The organism is Cecembia calidifontis, assembly GCF_004216715.1.
Classification (GTDB): Bacteria; Bacteroidota; Bacteroidia; order Cytophagales; family Cyclobacteriaceae; genus Cecembia_A; species Cecembia_A calidifontis.
Window position 1 is genome coordinate 735,194 of sequence record NZ_SGXG01000001.1, and the last position, 21,744, is coordinate 756,937.

Annotated in this window: 11 protein-coding genes; 4 read left to right on the forward strand and 7 right to left on the reverse strand. The window is 42.8% G+C overall.

From position 1 onward, the window contains the following. Positions 1 to 37: 37 nt before the first annotated feature. Genes BC751_RS03170 through BC751_RS03180 form a run of 3 tightly spaced genes read left to right on the forward strand, consistent with a single transcriptional unit; the run spans position 38 to position 1,514 of the window. Positions 38 to 388, forward strand: a complete 351-nt coding sequence (locus tag BC751_RS03170; protein ID WP_130274288.1) for a phage holin family protein — start codon at positions 38 to 40, stop codon at positions 386 to 388. Between the two features lie 3 nt (positions 389 to 391). Beyond that, positions 392 to 766 carry a hypothetical protein gene (locus BC751_RS03175; RefSeq protein WP_130274289.1) on the forward strand — a complete coding sequence of 125 codons (375 nt, stop codon included), beginning with the start codon at positions 392 to 394 and terminating at the stop codon, positions 764 to 766. Further along, on the forward strand, positions 756 to 1,514 hold the full coding sequence (locus BC751_RS03180; RefSeq protein WP_130274290.1) for a geranylgeranylglyceryl/heptaprenylglyceryl phosphate synthase: 759 nt from the start codon (positions 756 to 758) through the stop codon (positions 1,512 to 1,514). Before BC751_RS03175 ends, BC751_RS03180 begins: the two co-directional genes overlap by 11 nt. Positions 1,515 to 1,548: 34 nt before the next feature. Here BC751_RS03180 and pheS read toward each other — a convergent pair whose 3' ends face one another. The 3 genes from pheS to aspS all read right to left on the reverse strand — a co-directional run bounded on the left by pheS (position 1,549) and on the right by aspS (position 7,589). Then, entirely contained in the window at positions 1,549 to 2,577 is a 1,029-nt protein-coding gene (gene pheS, locus BC751_RS03185) for a phenylalanine--tRNA ligase subunit alpha (RefSeq protein ID WP_130274291.1), read from the reverse strand. Between the two features lie 126 nt (positions 2,578 to 2,703). Next, entirely contained in the window at positions 2,704 to 5,607 is a 2,904-nt protein-coding gene (locus tag BC751_RS03190) for an outer membrane beta-barrel protein (RefSeq protein ID WP_130274292.1), read from the reverse strand. A gap of 221 nt (positions 5,608 to 5,828) precedes the next feature. Continuing rightward, the gene (gene aspS / locus BC751_RS03195; RefSeq protein ID WP_130274293.1) at positions 5,829 to 7,589 is read right to left on the reverse strand and encodes an aspartate--tRNA ligase; all 1,761 of its coding nucleotides are present in this window, start codon (positions 7,587 to 7,589) and stop codon (positions 5,829 to 5,831) included. 313 nt (positions 7,590 to 7,902) lie between these two features. Here aspS and BC751_RS03200 point away from each other — a divergent pair, with 313 nt between their 5' ends. Beyond that, complete coding sequence (locus tag BC751_RS03200; RefSeq protein WP_130274294.1) at positions 7,903 to 9,174, forward strand: peptidoglycan DD-metalloendopeptidase family protein; 1,272 nt, start codon at positions 7,903 to 7,905, stop codon at positions 9,172 to 9,174. Positions 9,175 to 9,404: 230 nt separating this feature from the next. Here BC751_RS03200 and BC751_RS22550 read toward each other — a convergent pair whose 3' ends face one another. The 4 genes from BC751_RS22550 to BC751_RS03220 all read right to left on the reverse strand — a co-directional run bounded on the left by BC751_RS22550 (position 9,405) and on the right by BC751_RS03220 (position 20,910). Next, positions 9,405 to 11,747: an OmpA family protein gene (locus BC751_RS22550; protein ID WP_278043575.1), complete on the reverse strand. Its 2,343-nt coding sequence runs from the start codon at positions 11,745 to 11,747 to the stop codon at positions 9,405 to 9,407. 2 nt (positions 11,748 to 11,749) lie between these two features. After that, on the reverse strand, positions 11,750 to 12,715 hold the full coding sequence (locus tag BC751_RS03210; RefSeq protein ID WP_130274296.1) for a PorP/SprF family type IX secretion system membrane protein: 966 nt from the start codon (positions 12,713 to 12,715) through the stop codon (positions 11,750 to 11,752). Between the two features lie 540 nt (positions 12,716 to 13,255). Beyond that, on the reverse strand, positions 13,256 to 20,686 hold the full coding sequence (locus BC751_RS03215) for a DUF7507 domain-containing protein (RefSeq protein ID WP_130274297.1): 7,431 nt from the start codon (positions 20,684 to 20,686) through the stop codon (positions 13,256 to 13,258). Further along, positions 20,683 to 20,910 (reverse strand): hypothetical protein, encoded by a 228-nt coding sequence (locus BC751_RS03220; RefSeq protein ID WP_130274298.1) that lies wholly within the window; start codon positions 20,908 to 20,910, stop codon positions 20,683 to 20,685. Before BC751_RS03220 ends, BC751_RS03215 begins: the two co-directional genes overlap by 4 nt. Positions 20,911 to 21,744: the final 834 nt, after the last annotated feature.

Consider the following 21,744-nt stretch of genomic DNA (forward strand, 5'->3'; position numbering starts at 1 on the left):
ATATTGTGATAACATTTCATCAAAATCCGGGTCTTTTATGCTTAACATTTCAGAAATCATCCAAACGGTCAAACAGCTGATCGATGTGAGGGTGCAACTTGTCAAGGACGAAATCAATGAAACCATAGCCAGCATTATGGCTAGGATTTTTCTGCTTTTATTGATGATGACAGTATCAGTAATGGTTTTGCTTTTTGCAAGCTTTTCTCTTGCTTTTTACCTGAGCGAACAGATGTATTCAACTTACAAAGGTTTCCTATATGTGGGTTTGCTTTATCTGCTTGTGTTCATCCTGATTTACTTCCTTAAAGATTATAGGGGAATCGTAGCCTCATTCCAGAGGTTTTTGAAAAACTTTGTTTTTGGAGGACGACATAAGGAGGATTAAACCATGAAAGAGGACTTAAAGAAAAAAGCTGAAGAGTTAGAACAAACTCTTGAAATGCAATTATCACTGGCTAAAAAAGAATCGGAAGACTGGGTTAAAGTTGGGGCAGCAGTACTGGTAGGGGGAGCCGTAGCATTCTTGGCAGTAAGGTTATTGGCAGGCAAGAAAAAGAGAAAGACCGAAAAAGTACTCAAAGTGCTGGAAAAAGAAGGTCTATTAGATGATGAAATCACTAAAAAACTAACCAAAAAAAGTGATCCTGGCTTTTTGGGAAGGTTGAGCGCCGTTCTTTTACCAATTGCAATCAACTATGGTAAAGAACAATTAATGAACAGGTTTAATCAAGAACAAAACCCATCTGCCCAACATGAAGAATGAGGTGGGTGATAAAATAAAGTCCATTTCCCTCTCTGGAAGAAAAGGAATTGCATGGCTCATCGATCCGGATGATTTAGATGAAATTACCCCAGAAAGATTAGAGCTTTCAGCCGCACAAAACATTGATTTTATTTTTTTGGGCGGAAGCTTGATTCAAAAAAACAACATAGGTGAATCCATCCAGATGATAAGGAAATATGCTTCTGGAATTCCAATTGTTCTTTTTCCTGGCAATTCAATCCAATTTTCACTTGGGGCTGATGCTATTCTTTTCCTTTCCCTAATTTCAGGACGTAATCCCGAATTATTGATCGGTCAGCATGTAAATGTTGCCCCATTAATAGCAAAAAGTAACCTTGAGGTCTTAGCAACCGGGTATATGCTTGTGGATGGAGGAGAAAAAACAAGCGTACATTACATTAGCCAAACCATCCCTCTGCCCAATCATCATCCCGAGTTGAGCGTTGCAACAGCACTTGCCGGCTTTTACTTAGGGCTTCAATATTTTTATCTGGATGCAGGAAGTGGTGCTCCAAATCCTGTCAATCCTAAGCTCATCAAGGCAGTCAAACAAAGTGTTCCTGCCCCATTAATAGTTGGGGGTGGGCTAAATACCCTTGATAAAATTAAAAATGCTTTTTTGGCAGGAGCTGATTTGGTTGTAATCGGAAATGGAGCAGTAAAATCACCAAATTTATTAGAAGAGGCCAATACTTTCTTGGAATCCTTAAGGGTAATGGCAAATTAAAAAACGCTTCCTTTGTGAAAGCGTTTTCTGTTATCTAAAGCAAGGATCTGAACTGCTTGAGAAAACGGACATCGTTCTCTGTAAACAAACGAAGGTCCTTGATTTGGTATTTCAGCATTGCAATTCTTTCTATCCCCATGCCAAAGGCAAATCCAGTATATTTTTTTGAATCAATCCCACAATTTTCCAATACATTCGGGTCTACCATACCGGAACCGCCGATTTCAACCCATCCGCTTCCCTTGCAGACATTACAGCCTTTTCCTCCGCATAGCAGACAGCTGATATCGATTTCAGCACTTGGTTCTGTAAAAGGAAAGAATGAAGGCCTGAACCTTACTTTAGTCTCTCTGCCAAACATTTCTTTTGCAAAGTGGTAAAGGGTATTTTTCAGGTCCGCAAAGCCCACATTTTCGTCCACATATAATCCTTCTACCTGATGGAAAATACAATGCGCTCTTGCTGAAATTGCTTCATTTCTGTAAACCCTACCTGGAGAAAGGGTCCTAATAGGTGGTTTTTGGTTTTCCATAACCCTCACCTGAACGGATGAAGTATGTGTCCTTAGGGCGATGTCGGGATTCTTCTCAATAAAGAAGGTGTCCTGCATTTCCCTTGCGGGATGGTTTTCAGGAAAATTCAGGGCGGTAAAATTGTGCCAATCATCTTCAATTTCCGGACCTTCAGAAAGGTTGAAACCTATCCTTTCAAATATTTCTATGATTCTTTGTCTGGTGGCAGTCAATGGATGTATACCCCCTACCGGAATATAAGTGGGAGGCAATGTGAGATCCAGATCCATAGATTTTGATTTCTTGGATGCTGCATTGACCTTATCGATCAATTCTTGGAATTTGGCATCTGCAAGTTGTTTTACCTCATTGACAAGCTGACCATATTCCCTTTTTTGTTCATTAGGAATATTCCTCATTTCGGCAAATAACTCTCCTACTACGCTTTTCTTGCTTATAAACTGCAACCTGTAAGCCTCAAGCTCATCCTGATTTTGAGCATCAGCTGATGCGATGGCGGCCTTGATGGCTTCAATTTTTTCCTGATGCATAATCTCATTCATTTTCAGAACCACAAATCTAAAAGAAATGAAGTGAAATACACTTTTTTTCAGGTAGTATCCTAAAAAGAAAAAGGCGCCCAAAGGGCACCTTTCTTTTTTTGATTTTAAAGGAATTTACCAAGTCCTTCCTCCGCCACCTCCCCATGGTCTTCCCATAGGTGGGCCGCTTTCGTTTCTTTCTTGCTGTTTGAAATTACCGATAATATAAGTGAAAGAAACAAGCCCGTATCTAGTTAAAACCCTAGTAAAGGTATCTTCAATGGTCACATCATTGACTGTTCTTCCGATAGCATTGTTCTGGTTCAACAAATCAAATACAGTGAATTTCAACTCTCCTTTATTGTCTTTAAGGAATCTGTATCCTGCTTCAATATTCCATAACCATACTGATTGGTCTAAGTCAGCCGATAAGCCCCTGTACAACATGTTGTTGACCGTATTGGACACAAACAGTTTCCCATTGTTGGGTGAATAATAGAACCTGATATTGGAATTCTGTATATAGAAGTTGTTACTGAGGTTCGTTTGCAAACTACTGTTTACGATCGTATAGGTACCTGTAGTAGATAGTGTAAAATCCACATCCTTGCTGATATTACTGGTCAAAGTCAATCCTTGGCTCAGGTCAATATTGTCATTGAAATTCTTCTGTCCATTGATCAAACCTGGAGTACGGTTAAAGGCTACACTGCTGTTCATGTTGAACTGAGACTTTAACTTTTTGATCGGGGAGCCATAAGTCACAAAAAGCCTGGATCTTAACTGACCAGAAAGGTTTTCTGGCCTGCTGATCTGTGCACCTGGCCTCAGCAATATTTCCCCATTGATCAAAGAATCAGTCTGGGAAACAAAAGTGCTGTTTCCTATGAAGTTTTCTGTCAGCGATACAAATAAGAATGAGAAGAATGTTTTAGATTTCTCCAGGTTGATTTTGGAGAAATTGGTAAAAACAGAATGGGAGAACGCCTGTTGCAGATCAGGGTTACCCACAGAAAGTTGAAGCGGGTTTTGGTTATTGATTACATTTTGCAATTGGTTGACCGTAGGCTCTTGGGTATTGGTTCTATACCGAAGTCTGAATGATGTACCTTTCTGTTGGTTTCTATAGAACGCATTCATCCCAGGTAGGAAATTACTGAAAGACTGGTTGAAGGTACGTTCCAAGGGGAAAAGGCTTTCATTTTCCTGTACGGCATATTGGTAATCCAAATTAGCGTTTATATTCCAGTTTTTGAGATTATAGCTGTAGCCCACACTTGGTCTCTGAATGGTAAATCTGTTGTCAAAAACGTTGCTCAGTGCAGTATCCAATACCATTATGCCCAACTCAGGCAGCATGCTGAAGGTCTGCTGATCGGCAGAGGTCTTGTTATTACCCACTTGATAGGAAGCTGTCAGGAGTGATTTTTCTGTGATGGGTTCTGTAAACTGAAGTGTTGCCCTGTAATTGAATCCATCCGAAAGCCCAAACGTCTCCTGATTGATCGTATCCCTGATATCCCTTATGAAATCCCTGTTAGCAGCAATCAATTCCGATAATTGATCCCTTTTGTTCCAGGAAGTAAACACTGTGGTGGAAAGGGTTCTTCCCTTTTTGTCAAACTTATACCTGTAGACAAAATTATTGGAAACATTATAACCATCTGTAGTGGCATCGGATAAAGTCCGGGTACTGCTCAGTGGATTTAAAACCCCCGAAAGGTTCAAACCATCCCGGTCATTGAATGTGGTATTGTTTTGGAAATTAATGGAAGGGGTAACAATAATAGCATTTTTCTCATTGATATCGTATTCAATACGTCCATTGATCCGATGGTTGTTGTTCCTAATGGTATTCAGTAAACTTTCTTCATAGAATTGTCTATTGGTTTCAGACAAGATGGTTTCTCTATTCGTCAACCTGAACAGATTATTATTGGTGGAGTTGAAGAAATAACTCGCTGTCAGGTTCATGGTTTTGCCGATTTTATCGCTGTAGTTTAGGCCAAGGCTGTTGGTAGTGATGATCCCTTGATCCTGGCCTACGAGGAAGTTGTTGTTACCTCCTCCGCCCCAGCCTCCGCCACCAGGACGGCCACCTCCGCCACCGCCCATACCTCCTCTGCCCCCTCCAGGACCACCTTGTCCACCGGACACACCTACCAAATCTTGGGAAGAGAAGTTTTGCTGGTTGATGTTATTGAAAAGGCCTATGATAGAAATCCTTTTATCTCCTTTAAAATAATTGAAATTTCCTCCGGCAGCATACCTGTCCTGTGTTCCTCCTCCTGCATAAATTCTTCCAAACTGACCTGAGCGTCTATCAGGCCGGGTAACAATATTGATGGTTCTGGAATAGTTGCCATCGTCAAATCCGGTCAGCCTGGATTGATCTGATCTTTGATCCAGGATTTCTACTCTGTCGATTACATCTGCAGGAAGATTTCTTAAGGCCAGGAAAGGATCACTTCCAAAAAACTCCCGCCCATCTACAAGAACCCGCTGAACTTGTTCTCCTTTGGCCTGAATTTCGCCATTCTGTATAGTGACCCCCGGTATTTTCCGGATCAGGTCTTCGGCATCTGCATTCTCCCTTGTTTTAAAAGCATTGGCGTTGAATGAAGTTGTATCTCCTTTGACCTCACCCACAGGAATCTGACCTTCAATGATCACTTCACCCAATAGCTTACTGTCTTCTACCAAAACCAATGTGCCCAAATCCAAGGCATCTCCCCGGTTATGGATTTTAGTGATTTTCTGATAACCCAAAAAGGTAATTTCCAACTTCACACTGGGTATCATAGGGCGTCTTACTTCAAAACTCCCATCTGCCCCTGTTACTGTGGAGACCAAAAGGGAATCTGTTACAGTCTTCACCAAAACATTTGCACCGATCATGGCCTCTTTGCTTTCACCTTCAATGACCCGGCCCTTTAGTAAAATTTCCTGATTACGACCTTCCCCTCTTTGTGCTTGAGAATGAACAGCATAAGCCAGTAAAAATAGCGTTAAAAATAATTTAACTAAGTTAACTTTCATCGTTTTGTATTTTATAACAACATCTTAGACAGCGCGAATTAAGAAAAAGTTTAAGCTGGATCTCATGAAAGTTTTGAGTGGAAAAAAAGCCCTATGAGTGGTTAGAAAATAAGGACAGGATACGCAAAAAAAATACTCCAAGACTGTTCTTCTTTGCCATATCGGGCATTTGACCCATGCTCGCAGAGAAAAATAGTCTTGGAGCGATAAAATGATCTCCCTTAGGATTTCGGTTCGATGACAACCCTGATAGAAAGTTCCTTCAATTGTTCTTCTGAAATGGTGCTTGGAGAGTCAATCATGACATCCCTACCCGAATTATTCTTAGGGAATGCAATATAATCCCTGATCGAATCAGAACCACCAAAGATGGCACACAGTCTATCAAATCCAAAGGCAATACCACCGTGTGGTGGCGCACCATATTCAAAAGCTTCCATCAAAAACCCAAATTGCTTTTGGGCTTCTTCATCTGTAAAACCTAAGTGTTTAAACATCAATTGCTGAGTTGGCCGGTCATGGATCCTGATAGACCCTCCTCCAATTTCCACTCCGTTGATGACCAAATCATAGGCATTTGCCCTAACTTTTCCTGGATCTGTTTCCAGTAATGGGATATCTTCCTTCTTAGGAGAGGTAAATGGATGGTGCATGGCATGGAAACGCTGGGTTTCCTCATCCCACTCCAACAACGGAAAATCTATCACCCAAAGTGGTTTGAATACTGTCCTATCTCTCAGCCCTAAATCCTCACCCATCTTCAAGCGCAATTCGGACATTTGCTTTCTGGTGCTCCTTTCTTCTCCGCTCAAAACCAACAAAAGGTCTCCTGGTTCGGCAGCCATAGCTTCGGCCCAAGCCTTAAGATCCTCATTGGAATAAAATTTGTCTACGGAAGATTTGAAGGTGCCGTCAGCATTGCATCTGACATAGACCAGTCCTTTGGCACCAATCTGAGGACGCTTCACCCAATCGGTCAATTCGTCCAGCTGCTTTCTTGTATATTCTCCAGCTCCTTTGGCACAGATACCAACAATCAATTCTGCTTGGTCAAAAATAGAGAATCCTTTGCCCTTTGCTAAATCATTCAACTCCGTAATCTTCATGTCAAATCGGAGATCCGGTTTGTCATTCCCATAATATTTCATGGCATCGGCATAGGTCATCCTTTTTATCTCTTCCAGTTCAATTCCTTTTACAGACCTGAACAAATGCCTCACCAAGCCCTCAAAAGTACTGAGAATATCCTCTTGGCTTACAAAAGACATTTCACAGTCTATCTGGGTAAACTCAGGCTGCCTGTCTGCTCTCAAATCCTCATCCCTGAAACACTTTACAATCTGAAAATACCTGTCAAACCCACTGACCATCAACAATTGCTTGAAAGTCTGTGGAGATTGGGGCAAAGCATAAAATTCACCCGGATTTACCCTACTTGGAACGACAAAATCCCTTGCACCTTCGGGGGTTGATTTTATCAGGACCGGTGTCTCCACTTCAATAAAATCCTGACCATCCATGTACCTCCTGGTTTCCTGCATCATTCTATGGCGAAGCTGAAGCTTCTCCCGGACCACATTTCTCCTAAGATCAAGGTAACGGTATTTCATTCTAAGGTCATCCCCTCCATCTGTATCATCCTCAATAATGAAAGGTGGAACTTTGGCAGAATTAAGTATTTCTAATTGATCTACTTTGATTTCAATATCACCGGTAGGCAATTTATCATTTTTGGAAGCCCTTTCCACCACTTTTCCGCTGGCCTGAACCACAAACTCCCGGCCCAAAGATGCTGCCTTGTCCAAAAGGTCTTTGTCTGTCGATCCCTCTTCAAAAATCAGCTGGGTAAGTCCATATCGATCTCTCAAATCCACCCAAACCAGACCTCCTTTATTTCTTACCCTTTGTACCCAGCCGGCCAAAACAACTTCCTGGCCAACATGTCCAATTCTTAATTCTCCGCAAGTATGTGTTCTAAGCATGATAATTGCCTTGTATTTTTTAAAGTGGACAAAGATAAACAAAGCTTCTTGAGTATACTACCACCGAAGAAAGAGATTCCTCCAAAAGTTTATTTTTTGGCAAAAATGCTATAAAATCTATGAAAAAATTGGATAAATACGGCCTTTAAACACCAAAATCATCAAAGCTTTGAACAATCTGCAAATTTTTATACAAACTTTTAAAACTTGGAAAAATGTTAAAAAACCTAGATTGACTTATGAAAATTTGGAATTTGACCGGAATTTAAATTTATTTGATCATTCACTCACTAACCCAAAAGCTTAGCTAAGAATGAAAAAAAGATGGATCAGCGCAAGTGCCATGGTTTTTGCGCTTGCAGGAGGTTTTTATTGGCTTGGAGACAACTTTTCCTTAGGTGCTGCAGATGAAACTGAAATAATTTTTGAAGAAGAGTTCGAAGAAGAGGAGGAACTATTTTATGGCATAAATATCAAAGAATTAGATGTGATAGAAGGAGTAGTCGGCAAAAATCAAACACTTTCCACAATTCTTGCTCCTTTCAATGTTCCATATCAAATTATAGATGAGATAGCAAGGAAATCCATTGATATTTTTGATGTTAAAAAAATTGCTTTCAATAAGAAATTTATTGTACTCACCCCAAAGGACTCCTCTCAGGCACAATTTTTTATTTATGAACCTAATCCAGTAGAATATGTAGTTTTCAAACTGGATGAGGTCGAAGTTTACAAAGAAGAAAAACCGATTGAATTAAGGCATGTAGAAATCGGAGGTGTCATAACCAAAAACCTGTACACCAATATGGTAGACCTAGGGGTCAATGTCGGCCTAATTGACAAATTCGCCGACTTGTTTGGATGGAATGTTGATTTTATGTCCACCCCCCCTGGTGATAAATTCAAAGTGGTGTTCAAGGAAAAAGTTGTTGACGGAAATGTTGTCGGGTTCACAGATATTGAAGCCGCATTTTTTGAACATAAAGGCCAGGAATACCATGCCATTCCTTTTACACAAAATGGCGAATTAACCTTTTTTGACCAAAATGGAAACAGCTTCAAAAAAGCTTTCTTAAGGCATCCATTAGAATACAGTAGAATAAGTTCAAGGTTTAACCTCAACAGATTTCATCCCGTCCAAAAAGTTTATAAACCTCATTTAGGCACCGACTATGCGGCTAAAACAGGAACAGAGATCCGTACGATAGGTGATGGAACCGTAGTAGAAGCCAGGTTTACTAGTGCTAATGGCAATTATGTCAAAATCAAACACAATGGCACTTACACTACCCAATACCTCCACATGTCAAAAATTGCTTCAGGCATCAAACCTGGAACAAGGGTAAAACAGGGTCAGGTTATAGGATTTGTGGGCAGCACTGGGTTAGCGACAGGACCACATTTATGTTTCAGATTCTGGAAAAACGGCCAACAAGTTGATTGGTTAAAAGAGGAAATCCCACCGTCTGATCCAATTTCTCCAGAAAACAGATTGGCATTTGAACAGGTTAAATTAGAGAAAATGCAACAGATTGCAGCTATTCCTTTGACTGAAAAACCAGATAAACTGGTTGCTGAAAATTAAATCTTGTTTGCACTCCCAAATTCATAAAATTCATTTGTTGATTTTTTAATCCGATCTTCAGAAGGAATAGGCCATAAAATCGGAAAAGAGGAGGAGATCCATTTATTGATTATTAAAATATAAACTTCACAGAATAAGGATAAAGAAAAAAGCTAACCGGAAACCGGTTAGCTTTTTTAGTAAATCAAATAGACCGAATATTAAAAAATAAAGTCGTTGATGTAGAAATATCATTTGCTGCTCAGCCTGAGCTCTGTTCTTCTGTTCTGCTGGTGCTGGGCCTCCGTGCAGTCGCCCGATGCGCAGTCCACCTTCGGACGGCTCTCCCCGAACCACCTGTGCTCCATCCTCGAGGACTCAACCCCGCGCTTCACCAGGTAGTCCATCACCGCCTGCGCCCTGCGCTCCGAAAGCCCCATGTTATAGGCATCGCTGCCCCTGTTGTCCGTATGCCCCTCGATGTACAGCCTCAGGTCCGTCTTCCTGTTCATCATCACTCCAACCCGCTCCAGCTCCTTCCTGTGCACCGGCCTGATGCCGCTCCTGTCAAAGTCAAAGTATACCGTCGGAAGGCCCGCCTCCTCTCCTATACGCTCAAGATATCCCGGAAGGTCGCATGGATCCACGCCCTCAGGAAGGTCATACTGCCTGTCCGTGTCAGGGAACGCCTCCAGTACCAGCTCGCTCCGCCTGTTCAGCTGGTGCTCCGTCTCAGGACAGGCGACCCCGTCACCGCAATCATTGACCAGCTTCTGCTCGCCGTGCCACTCCAGCCTCACCCTGCCCCCGTCAATGCCGTACCTTGAAAGGTAATCCCTTACCGAATTCGCCCTGCGCTCGCTCAGTTTACGGTTGTATTCCTCCGAAGCACGCGAATCCGTATGCGAGGACACCACCAGGTCCATGAAACCGTACCTGCCCATCAGCTCACCTATCCTGTCAAGGGCCGGCTCCGCGTCCTTCCTGATCTCAGACCTGTCAAGGTCATAGTAAACTATGTCTACATACACAGGCGTCCTGTAGGGTATCGGGGCAAGCACGTACTCCCGCTTCAGCGTGTCCGCTTCCAGGCCCTTCGTGCTCAGGCTCCCGTCCGTCACCGGAAAATATCCCTTCCTGCTGATCCTCAGTACAAAGTCGCCCTCAGGGTCAAGCTCCGCCGTCAGGATCCCCTCACGTGAAAGCTGTGCGGCTATGCTGCCGCCCCCCTGACGGGACAGTTCGCTGCTGTAATCCGAAACCACGTCCCCCTCGCAGTCGCGCACCCGCGCCTGAAGGATCCTGAACAGGTCCTCCACTGTGTAAATATCGTCAAGGCCCATGCCGCCCTCCCTGTCCGTGGACAGGTAGCGCTTCCCGTCACCCGCCGCCACGAACGCAAAGTCGTCGCGAACGCTGTTGTACGGAACGCCCATGTTCCTCACATTCCCTATTTTCCCGCCGTTATAGTCCGCCCTGAACACGTCCATCCCGCCAAGGCCTCCGTGGCCGCGAGAAGAGAAGTAGAAACTGCCCCCGCTCCTTGATGGATGGCTCTCGTTCTGGGCCGTGTTCACCTCTGGGCCCAGGTTCACCGGGGCCGAAAAGTTCATGTCACCGTCATACTCCACATAGTAAAGGTCAAAACCTCCCAGGCCGCCCGGCATGTCCGAAGCAAAGTAGATGCGCTTCGCTTCCGAGTCCACAAAGGGGTTCATCACCCCGTAGGACTGGTGGTCGTTGTAGGGAAAGGCCACGCTGCCCGTGATGTTGCCGTCCGCGTCTATCCTCCCGTAGTAGATCCCCGCGTGGTTCGTGATCTCGCGCGTGCCCTTCTGCCTGGTCTTCCCCACAAAGGCAGTATAGAAAACAAGCCCTCTGTCCGCCATCAGGGAAGGGTCGCTCACATGCAGCGCGCCCGCAAGGTCGGTCACCACAACAGCTGCCCCGCCGTCACCGTCCTTCCTGTATATCCTGTAAAACTCACGCTCGTTGTAGCTGCTGCGCTCCGTGCTGTAAATGTTGTTCTTCGCGTCAAGCCTGATCCCGGGACGGCGCGAAGCGTCACCAACAGTCCCCCGGTCGCTCGAAAAATACATGGCCCCGCTGCCGTCCAGCGAAGCACCGATATCGCTGCCACCGCTGTTCGCCCCCGCTACCGGAACCAGCTTCACCCGCGCAGGGCTTTCCATCAGCCTGCGCATCCCCGCAAGGTCAAGACCCGCAAAATCATATTCCGTATAGCCCCCGGATTGCAGAAGCCCGTCCACATCTTCCCAGCGCCCCGCCTGTATCGCAGACCTCAGGTACCTGCCGTAATCCTCCTTGCCCGAACCTTCATGGCCGACCGCTCTGCCCCACCATTCGTAGGACTCAGCATACATCCCCAGTTTGTCGTAGCTCTCCGCTAATTTCACCGCCGTGCCGTATTCCGCACGCCTCCCGTACGCTTCACGGTACGCCTCCGCAGCCCTTGCGTAATTCTCAAGCCCGTACTGCTTGTCCCCGTACCTCAGAAGACGAGCCTGTCCGTATATATCCGTGGACAGCAGCAGCAGCGCCGCCGCAAACAATATCTTTATCCTCTTTTTCATGATCAGAACCATCTTGGGTTTTTCAATTTAACATTTCTGGGCGAAAGATAATAACCCAAGGAAATCTCGTGCGAATTGTGCCTGTAATCCTGGAGCACGTTCAGGTTGTGGTCGTAGGCATAGCCCAGCCTGATGCTCTCCGTCGCAAATACCTCCACCAGAAACGCAACCGCGTTCCTGGTGCCGAGGTTAGGCTCCAGGTTCTCGTTCCAGATCTTCATGTTCGACCTGTAGGATCCACCGAGCCACAGACGCTCCATGAAAAGGAACATCCCGTTGAGGTCATAGCTCGTCGGCGCACCCTTCACCTCCCTGATCAAAAAGCTCGGCTTGAACTCAACCCTGTCGCTCACCGGGATCAGTGCTCCCGCTGTAAGGTAATAATGGTAGTCGTGGAAGCCAAGCGACAGGTCCTCGCGCTGCAATGCACCCTTCCCTATCATGTTGAAGGCACTGAAGCCCGCATAAAAACGCGCATTGTGCCAGAAAATACCCGCGTTCATGTTCGGCGTAACCATACGCTCCCTGCCATCCGGTATGTTCGGATCGTTCGGGTCGTTGAACCTCAACAGGTCCCCGTCTATCATGTACTCCGAAAATCCCCCGCTCAGACCAAGACTGAAAAAACTCTCGTCTCCAACCTGCATCCTGTAAGCATAGGTAAAAAGACCCCCAGTCGTCTTCGCCGGACCGATCTGGTCGGTCATAAACGAAACACCGAATCCCTGCATCCCCTCGTTCGCACTCAGGTCCGCAGTCACCGTAAAGGTCTTCGGTGCACCCGGAAAATTAACCCACTGGCTCCTGTATGTACTCTGGATATACCCCTGTGTCTTGTAACCCGCATATCCCGGATTGATATGCAGACCGTTGAACATGTACTGACTGAACTGGGGCAGCTGCTGCCCCGCAACCATCAGCGGCATAAACACTATCACCGCAAACAAAATCCTAAAAATCCTTTCCATCCTGCTATTCGGTTTATTTGATGTTTTTGAAAATGGGATAAGAACTTTTGAAAGTATCCTCAAAACTCCAGGCCTTGAAAAATTAACCTACCCTGATTTTCTTTGAATTTGAACCATCCGAGGGCTTTTTGACCAAAACTTGATTTTTCAAGCACAACAAATATTCTATTCTGCTGTAAACATACAACTTTTTGTTTTTCATGTCAAGAGAAAAGGTAAAAATATTTTTAATTAAATGCATTTTTTTTTATTTGAAAAGCTTTTTTATGATTCTTAAATTCCATTCCAGAAAATAAAAAATCCACATTCATTTGATTTTAAAGAGGTTACAAAAAACAAAAGGCGCCCAGCTGGACGCCTGATTATAAGAAAATATCAGCCTGATGTACCTGCCAATCAAGGCCTCTGATATTTAAGGAAAAAGCCTCAAATTTTGTAGTTGATGGAACACCTTGAATTAATCTATTAAAATAAAAAAGTTGAGGTGTGGAAAATAAAAAAGGCGATCAATGATCGCCTTTTTTATTGGATTTGCATCCTTTATTTAATTACCTGAATCCATCCTTTGAATTCATGTTTTCTGCCTTGCGCATCAGTACCAACCAGCACGTAGAAGTAAGTTCCTGCTACTTGTCCTGGCGCATTCCAATCGTTGGCATAATCCTTACGCTGGAACACGTGGTCACCGTATCTGTTGAAGATAACAATCTCATTGCTGACAAATTTGCCCAAACCTTTGACTTCAAAGGTATCATTTTTACCATCACCATCCGGTGTAATCACATTTGGTATGAAGAATGGATTCACCCTGTTCACATCTGTATCAAAGTTATCAGATGGATTGTTTTCATCACCATCGGAAACTATCGTTACCTGGTTCGTAATGGTTAACGGTACGTCTCCGGTAAGTGGATTGGCTTTTACTCTTAAGGTGATTGTCACCACTGAGTTTGCAGGCAATAACGGTATACTCCAAGTCACTCTGCTACCTTGTACCGCTGTAGTTAACGCTACATTCGGATTCGTGGATACAAAGCTTGTGCTTACATAGGTAACACCATTTGGAAGATCATCGGTAATCACCACGTTTTCGGCATCGGTACCACCATTATTAGATACTGTAATGGTGTAGTCAAACTCGTCACCCTCGAATACTTCAATGTTATTAGAAGTTTTCTCTACTGAAAGGTCAACTTCATTTTCCAGTAGCCTGAAGATCACAAAGGCATCATCACTATTGGTTGGATTCAGTGTCTCTCTCAGAACATATCTCAACCTGTACTCTCTAGGTTCATTGATTCCTGGAATTAACAAGCTCAATTCACCATTTTCATTGATATTCAATCCAATGATTCCATCTAGGTCTGTGAACTCAAAGTCAACATCATTTGGATCAGGTCTTTGACCTTCCAAGAGGTCATTATCAAGAATATTACCTAATACACCGGCGAAGTTGATCGGGAATTCACCATACTCATCATCATTGGCAATGATTTGTTTGCTTGAACCTCCCACTGTCACACTGTCCTCGTCAGTCACTTCATTTCCATTTGGATCTTTTGCAGTCACCAAGACATTGTTCAGGACAGAACCTCTTTCAAGATCTTCCAAAGTAATGGTATAAGATGTCTCAAAGACTCTCTGTTCACCTGGTGACAGGGCATCGATTTCAACATTTAGACCTGTCAATGGATCAACCACAGTGATTGCAGTTAAGGTTACAGTACCTGTATTGCTTACCGTAATTGTGTAGGTCAACACATCGCCGATTTCAGTGTAAGTACTGTTATTGGCCACTTTTTCAACATTCACCTGAGCATTTGGTGTAACCACAACAGTTACCTCATCTTCTCCTTTCGTATCTGTATCATTAGGATCGGTTCCGGATACAGTCGCAACGTTCACAATGCTGCCGGCATCCATGTCCGCCTGGCTCACGGTATAGGTAACCGTCACAGTAGCGCTCTCACCTGGGGCAAGGGTACCTACATTATGGTTCACACTAACCTTCTCATCCACTACAGTAACGTTGTCTATGGTCACGTTACCGTTGTTAGTCACTGTCAAGGTGTAAACAATCTCCTGACCTGCTGCAGTTACAGTGGGTCTGTTGGCAGTCTTGCTCATGCTTAGGGAAGCATTCTGCTCAACTGTCACAGTCACTCCGTCTTCAGCTCCAGCTTCTTCACCGTTAGGATCAGTTCCGGATACAGTCGCAACGTTCACAATGCTGCCGGCATCCATGTCCGCCTGGCTCACGGTATAGGTAACCGTCACAGTAGCGCTCTCACCTCCTGGGGCAAGGGTACCTACATTTTGGTTCACACTAACCTTCTCATCCACTACAGTAACGTTGTCTATGGTCACGTTACCGTTGTTAGTCACTGTCAAGGTGTAAACAATCTCCTGACCTGCTGCAGTTACAGTGGGTCTGTTGGCGGCTTTGTTCAAGCTAAGAGAAGCATTTTGATTGACAGTTACTATTTCAGTTGCTTCAACATTGATGTTAATTCCATCACGCGTCTGCCCTTTGCCACTTGCAATGTTTTCAATAACTCCTCTATCAATGTCTGCTTGGGTAACAACATAGTTTACATCTACAGATATTGATTCTCCTGGAGCGAAAGAGTTAATATCATTATTGTAGGATACTTTTGGATCTGATTTATTAACATCCACTAAAGTGACATTTCCAGTATTCGTCAAAGTAATTGTGTATACAATTACATCGCCCGCAGCATTAACTGAAGACACGTTTGCCTTTTTACTTATATCAAGACTTGGCTTCCTTTCGAAATCCTGAGTATCACTATCTGTTGCTGTAACATCACCATTGTACTGACCTGTTACTGTAGCTGTATTGGTAAATGTTCCTTCATCAATATCTTCTTGCGTCAAGGTATAGACTGCAGTAAATGTACTTCCGTCTGTTGCACCTGGGGCAAGGAATGCAATCTCATCACCCGACACATCTACCAAAGGATCTTCAACTACAACCCCGGTCAGGGTTACATTACCATTATTGGTTATAGTGAAGGTATAAGTAATTTGATCTCCAGCATCGGCTCTTCCGTTTTCGTTGACATCAACGAACTGGCCATTTTTCACAAGTGTAACACTTGGTGATGCGGCGATTGGGGTAATGGTTTCCTCATCTGTCGCTATCAATTCGCAACCCAATACGCACACACCGGTTGCAGTAGCAATGTTGGTAATTGGCGTTCCATTATCAATATCCTGTTGGGTCACTGTATAAGTCGCAGTGAATGTCACAGTCTGACCTGGGTCAACACCATTTACAGGATCACTGGTAGTTAGGTCACTAAGTACTCCAGTACCAGGGTGGGCATCTGTTACATTTATATTGTTAATTGTGACATTTCCAATGTTTTTAACCAGATATGTATAGGTAATCAGATCTCCAGCCTCCACATTAGTGGTTTTATCAGCAGTTTTAGCAACGTAAAATCTGGAAACAGTAGTAAATGTCTGAACATCCTCTCCTGTGTTTTCAATCACATTTCCATCATACTCTGCTTTAACTGTGGCAACATTCTTTAATGTGGTAGCATTGATATCTGCCTGAGTCAAGGTATAGACCGCAGTAAATGTATCCCCATCTGATGCTCCAGGAGCAAGGGAAGCAATCGGACCACCACTTACTGTCACCAATGGATCTTCGACAATAATATTTGTCAAAGTCACATTACCGGTATTGGTTACTGTGAAAGTATAGACGATTTGTTCACCAGCATCAGGTCTATCGTTTCCATTGGCATCAATAAACTGGCCATTTTTCACAAGTGTAACACTTGGTGATGCGGCGATTGGGGTAATGGTTTCCTCATCTGTCGCTATCAATTCGCAACCCAATACGCACACACCGGTTGCAGTAGCAATGTTGGTAATTGGCGTTCCATTATCAATATCCTGTTGGGTCACTGTATAAGTCGCAGTGAATGTCACAGTCTGACCTGGGTCAACACCATTTACAGGATCACTGGTAGTTAGGTCACTAAGTACTCCAGTACCAGGGTGGGCATCTGTTACATTTATATTGTTAATTGTGACATTTCCAATGTTTTTAACCAGATATGTATAGGTAATCAGATCTCCAGCCTCCACATTAGTGGTTTTATCAGCAGTTTTAGCAACGTAAAATCTGGAAACAGTAGTAAATGTCTGAACATCCTCTCCTGTGTTTTCAATCACATTTCCATCATACTCTGCTTTAACTGTGGCAACATTCTTTAATGTGGTAGCATTGATATCCGCCTGAGTCAAGGTATAGACTGCAGTAAATGTATCCCCATCTGATGCTCCAGGAGCAAGGGAAGCAATCGGACCACCACTTACTGTCACCAATGGATCTTCGACAATAATATTTGTCAAAGTCACATTACCGGTATTGGTTACTGTGAAAGTATAGACGATTTGTTCACCAGCATCAGGTCTATCGTTTCCATTGGCATCAATAAACTGGCCATTTTTCACAAGTGTAACACTTGGTGATGCGGCGATTGGGGTAATGGTTTCCTCATCTGTCGCTATCAATTCGCAACCCAATACGCACACACCGGTTGCAGTAGCAATGTTGGTAATTGGCGTTCCATTATCAATATCCTGTTGGGTCACTGTATAAGTCGCAGTGAATGTCACAGTCTGACCTGGGTCAACACCATTTACAGGATCACTGGTAGTTAGGTCACTAAGTACTCCAGTACCAGGGTGGGCATCTGTTACATTTATATTGTTAATTGTGACATTTCCAATGTTTTTAACCAGATATGTATAGGTAATCAGATCTCCAGCCTCCACATTAGTGGTTTTATCAGCAGTTTTAGCAACGTAAAATCTGGAAACAGTAGTAAATGTCTGAACATCCTCTCCTGTGTTTTCAATCACATTTCCATCATACTCTGCTTTAACTGTGGCAACATTCTTTAATGTGGTAGCATTGATATCCGCCTGAGTCAAGGTATAGACTGCAGTAAATGTATCCCCATCTGATGCTCCAGGAGCAAGGGAAGCAATCGGACCACCACTTACTGTCACCAATGGATCTTCGACAATAATATTTGTCAAAGTCACATTACCGGTATTGGTTACTGTGAAAGTATAGACGATTTGTTCACCAGCATCAGGTCTATCATTACCGTTTGCATCCACGAAGGTTCCCTTCTTCTCGATTTCTATTGAAGCAGATGCAGCTTCAGGTGTAATAGTAGCGGAGTCCGTAGCATTTACATTTTGTCCATTTGCCCCAACAGCAGTAGCTGTGGCCAAATTGGTTATAGCTGAACCCTTATCAATATCTTGTTGGTTCACTGTGTAGGTAGCAGTAAATGTCACTGTCTGACCTGGGTCAACATTATTGATGGCATCAGAAGTAACCAGGTTACTCAAAGAGCCTGTACCGGGATGTTCATCCGTTACATTCACACCATTTATTGTGATATTACCTGTGTTGGTTACTACATAGCTGTAAATAATCAGATCTCCAACTTGAATATTGGCGGTTTTATCAGCGGTCTTCACGATGCTGATGGACGGTGTTTGGACCGCTGTAATGGTCTCATTGTCAGAAGCAGTCACCGCAGGACCTGTCGGAGGTGTACCTGTGGCTGTCGCTGTATTGTCAACCTTGCCCAGGTTCATGTCGGCAAGGGTAATGGTATAAATCGCCGTGAAGGTCTGGCTCGCTCCAGGGTTCAATGTCACAGAAGCAGGGCTGATCGTGCCGAGGCCGGGAAGCGGATCGCTCACGCTCACGTTAGTAAGGGTCACGTTGCCCGTGTTCCTTACCTCAAAGCTGTAGGTGATCACATCGCCCGCAGCACTGTAGGTAGGCTGGCCCGCAGTCTTGGTGATGCTGATATCGGCATTCTGAGAAATAGTTGTCGATACACTTGATTTCGCCTCTTTCGTTTGATTTGTATTAACGAAGGCAGTATTTACGATTGAAGTCCCTGCATCAATCATTGCTTGGGTAACTTCAAAAGATGTTTGGAAAACCCAAGTTTCATTGGTGTCAAGATTACCATTGTTATTTGTATCTCCCGAACCCAAGGTCAATGGATTGGAACCATTGGTTAATGGATCAGTAACCACTACACCTGTCAAGGCAATATTTCCAGGATTAGTTACTGTAATGGTATAATTCAAGGTCACAGGACCATTGATATTTTCAAAGTTGACAGACTTGTTAATATTTACCCTACAATCATCTATAGTAAGGGTTACGGGAGTTCTCTGTAAAGAAGTACAACCCGTATAAGAATTAACAGCCTGAGCATAATAAGTTTTAGAGCCGATTTGACTCCAAGTAGGAGTAACCGGGCTACCGCCTTCAGCTGTTTCATACCACAAAATGTCAACTCCAGGAAGAGCTGATATGGCATCTCTGGCATCCAAAGTTTGAATGCTTTCGGCTGCACACTCTGTTATGTTTCCAGCTGATATAGGAGCAGCAGGGGCCTCATTGACTACCACTACTACTGGCTGGATAACGAAACAACCTTTATCGGATGTTGCCTTGATATAATAAGTACCTGATTGCGCAATGGCACTTGGATTTGTTAAGGCTACAGTTGCAGAAGCATCTGAAAAATAAGCCAGGCTTGAAAAACCGGAAGAACCAGAGGTAATCGCAGCAGCTGTCAGATCTATCGTTCCCGGTTCACAAACAGGAGCAGGATTGGTAATATTCAAAACAGGCAGAGGGTTAACAATTATGCTAACTTTTACCCTGGCACTTTCACATTCTCCATTCTTAATCTGACTTACCCAAACTGAAAAAGTACCTGCTCCGCTGGTATTGGAATCAACCGAAGGAACAGTTGTCAATGGTGAAGTAGAGGTTTCCGAGTCATAGAAGATCAAACTATATCCTGCATCAGCAGTAATATTATATCCTAATGGACCAGAATTTTGACAAATCTCTTCATCTTGATAATTGGATGGAGCAGGAGCTGTATTTGGCTGGGCAATTACAATTTGTAATGTTTCAAAACATCCTCTATCGTCTGTGATCTTTACTTCATACGTTCCTGAGGATAGCCCCGTCTGATCTTTCTGACCTGCAACAAGTCCATTACCGTTTGTTGTAGACCATAAATAAGTATATGGGCCTTTGCCCCCCTCAACCGTCAATGTGATAGAACCTGTATTATCATTTATACAATCTGAATCAGTTTTATTAAATGATGCCGTTAATAAAGGAAATAACTGAACAGTTTTAGTAATTGACTTAGGCAGTGTTAAACCATCACTTGAAGTAAGGGTAACATTGTAAGTTCCAGGACCTGGAAAAGTAAAAGAAGGATTCGCTGAAGTTGAAGAACCCAAACCTGCAAAGTTCCAATTAAATGAATAAGATGTCGTGTTACCACCTGTAGTAAGGTTCTTAAAATCTACTTCAAAATCATTACAATTTGTTTCGAAATCAAAGTTTGCTACGAGAGGAGTTCTTCCAAGGAATCCCTCTTGACTATAAAAACATTGGGCATTTCCACCGGCCAGTCCAGGACAAGTTGAGGTAAGTGAACCAGTCGCCCATCTCATAAAGACATTCTCAATCCTGATTTCATCTCCCCAGTTCCAAGTAAAGTCACCAATTCTAACTGGAACGTTTTGTGGCGGTCTTGAACCTTGAAATAGACAATCTGAATCCGTTCTAAGAAACTGACCATTAATAAAAATGTCATATTGGATATAAGTTGCCGATGCGTTGTTGGTTGATCCACTAAAAACGGCTGTAATTACACCATTGATAGGTGTCCCAATTGGAAAATCATCGGTTGGTAAAAAAGCAGATCCATCGCTTTTTCTGAATTCCAAACTTCCCACTGTAACATTTGCTTGGTTACAGGAAGGAAAACTGTTGGGATCTGACTGAGCAGAAACCAAAAATGAAGAGAAAACACCCGTTAAAAAAAACAGAATGCTTAACAATTTAACATACGTCTTCATAGCCTATTTGATTTATTTAAAACCATCGCTGGCTTTAAGTGATTTAAATTTTGAAGTGAGTTTCCGGAGTGAATACCATCAAGGAAAAAAATCTTTGCCTGAATTTCCGGAATATGGAATGCACAAAAAGCCTTTAGGAAATTTCCAGAAAGGCCTACCTTATACAAAATTTCTTTAATATTGGCACCTAAGTCTGCCAAACTTAATTGTAGATAACGTATCATATTCAGTCTATTTTAAAAATATTCTTTACCCTTTTGCATTGACCTGAATTAAATAGACTTATTCAAATCAACTAATTTGCTGTAAATATACATTTTTTTGTTTTTTAAAAACAAGTGTTTTCAAAAATATTTTCCAATGTATGGCTTTTTTTTGTATTTGAAATACTTTTTTTGCCATATAAAGTAATTACAAGGGCTTATCACACTTAATTTGGCTTGTTATAGCATCGATTTTAATGTCAATTTTAAAAGCAATCCCTATTTTCCACCAGGCCATTTGTCCTTCAACCGGCCTGTTCAAAAATGGTGAACAAACATCCGTATGCTTTAAATAAAAACCAAATAAATTATTGCAGTTCGTAGCTACGGTAAAAATCACACTTTTTTCTGAAATAATAAAAATTTTTTAAATGTTTTTTTTCTATTAACGGAATAAAATTCTTTAAACGAATTTTTTATAGTTGTGAAATGCAAAATTTTTGCTATACATTAAACAAATAAATTCTAATTTTTTTAAGGAAAATCATACAGGTATTCGTTTTCATCTATTGATCTTAAAATTTAGAGAGCTGTAAACCTACCTTAAGCAAAATAAAACCAGGGGTTTGTACCCTTAGCTATTGGTAGATTTTGGATATTGATTGAATTTAGATAATGATTGACATTGCTTAATCTTGGCGCATTGTTTTGGATTTATGCGAGCTGCTTTTTTATTTTTTTAGAGGACAGCTATAAATCTAACTTCAAAGTCGACTATCCAAAATAAGAAAGAGGCCAGTTTTGGAAAAACCGGCCCCCGAATAGAAAGATGGATTTTAATAATTCAAACAATCA

What these genes read in the sequence shown, in the direction of transcription:
- BC751_RS03175 (WP_130274289.1), top strand. Translation starts at nt 392, where the DNA reads ATGAAAGAGGACTTAAAGAAAAAAGCTGAAGAGTTAGAACAAACTCTT.
- BC751_RS03215 (WP_130274297.1), bottom strand. Translation starts at nt 20,686, where the DNA reads ATGAAGACGTATGTTAAATTGTTAAGCATTCTGTTTTTTTTAACGGGT.
- BC751_RS03170 (WP_130274288.1), top strand. Translation starts at nt 38, where the DNA reads ATGCTTAACATTTCAGAAATCATCCAAACGGTCAAACAGCTGATCGAT.
- BC751_RS03190 (WP_130274292.1), bottom strand. Translation starts at nt 5,607, where the DNA reads ATGAAAGTTAACTTAGTTAAATTATTTTTAACGCTATTTTTACTGGCT.
- BC751_RS03200 (WP_130274294.1), top strand. Translation starts at nt 7,903, where the DNA reads ATGAAAAAAAGATGGATCAGCGCAAGTGCCATGGTTTTTGCGCTTGCA.
- BC751_RS03210 (WP_130274296.1), bottom strand. Translation starts at nt 12,715, where the DNA reads ATGGAAAGGATTTTTAGGATTTTGTTTGCGGTGATAGTGTTTATGCCG.
- aspS (WP_130274293.1), bottom strand. Translation starts at nt 7,589, where the DNA reads ATGCTTAGAACACATACTTGCGGAGAATTAAGAATTGGACATGTTGGC.
- BC751_RS03180 (WP_130274290.1), top strand. Translation starts at nt 756, where the DNA reads ATGAAGAATGAGGTGGGTGATAAAATAAAGTCCATTTCCCTCTCTGGA.
- BC751_RS22550 (WP_278043575.1), bottom strand. Translation starts at nt 11,747, where the DNA reads ATGAAAAAGAGGATAAAGATATTGTTTGCGGCGGCGCTGCTGCTGCTG.
- BC751_RS03220 (WP_130274298.1), bottom strand. Translation starts at nt 20,910, where the DNA reads ATGATACGTTATCTACAATTAAGTTTGGCAGACTTAGGTGCCAATATT.
- pheS (WP_130274291.1), bottom strand. Translation starts at nt 2,577, where the DNA reads ATGCATCAGGAAAAAATTGAAGCCATCAAGGCCGCCATCGCATCAGCT.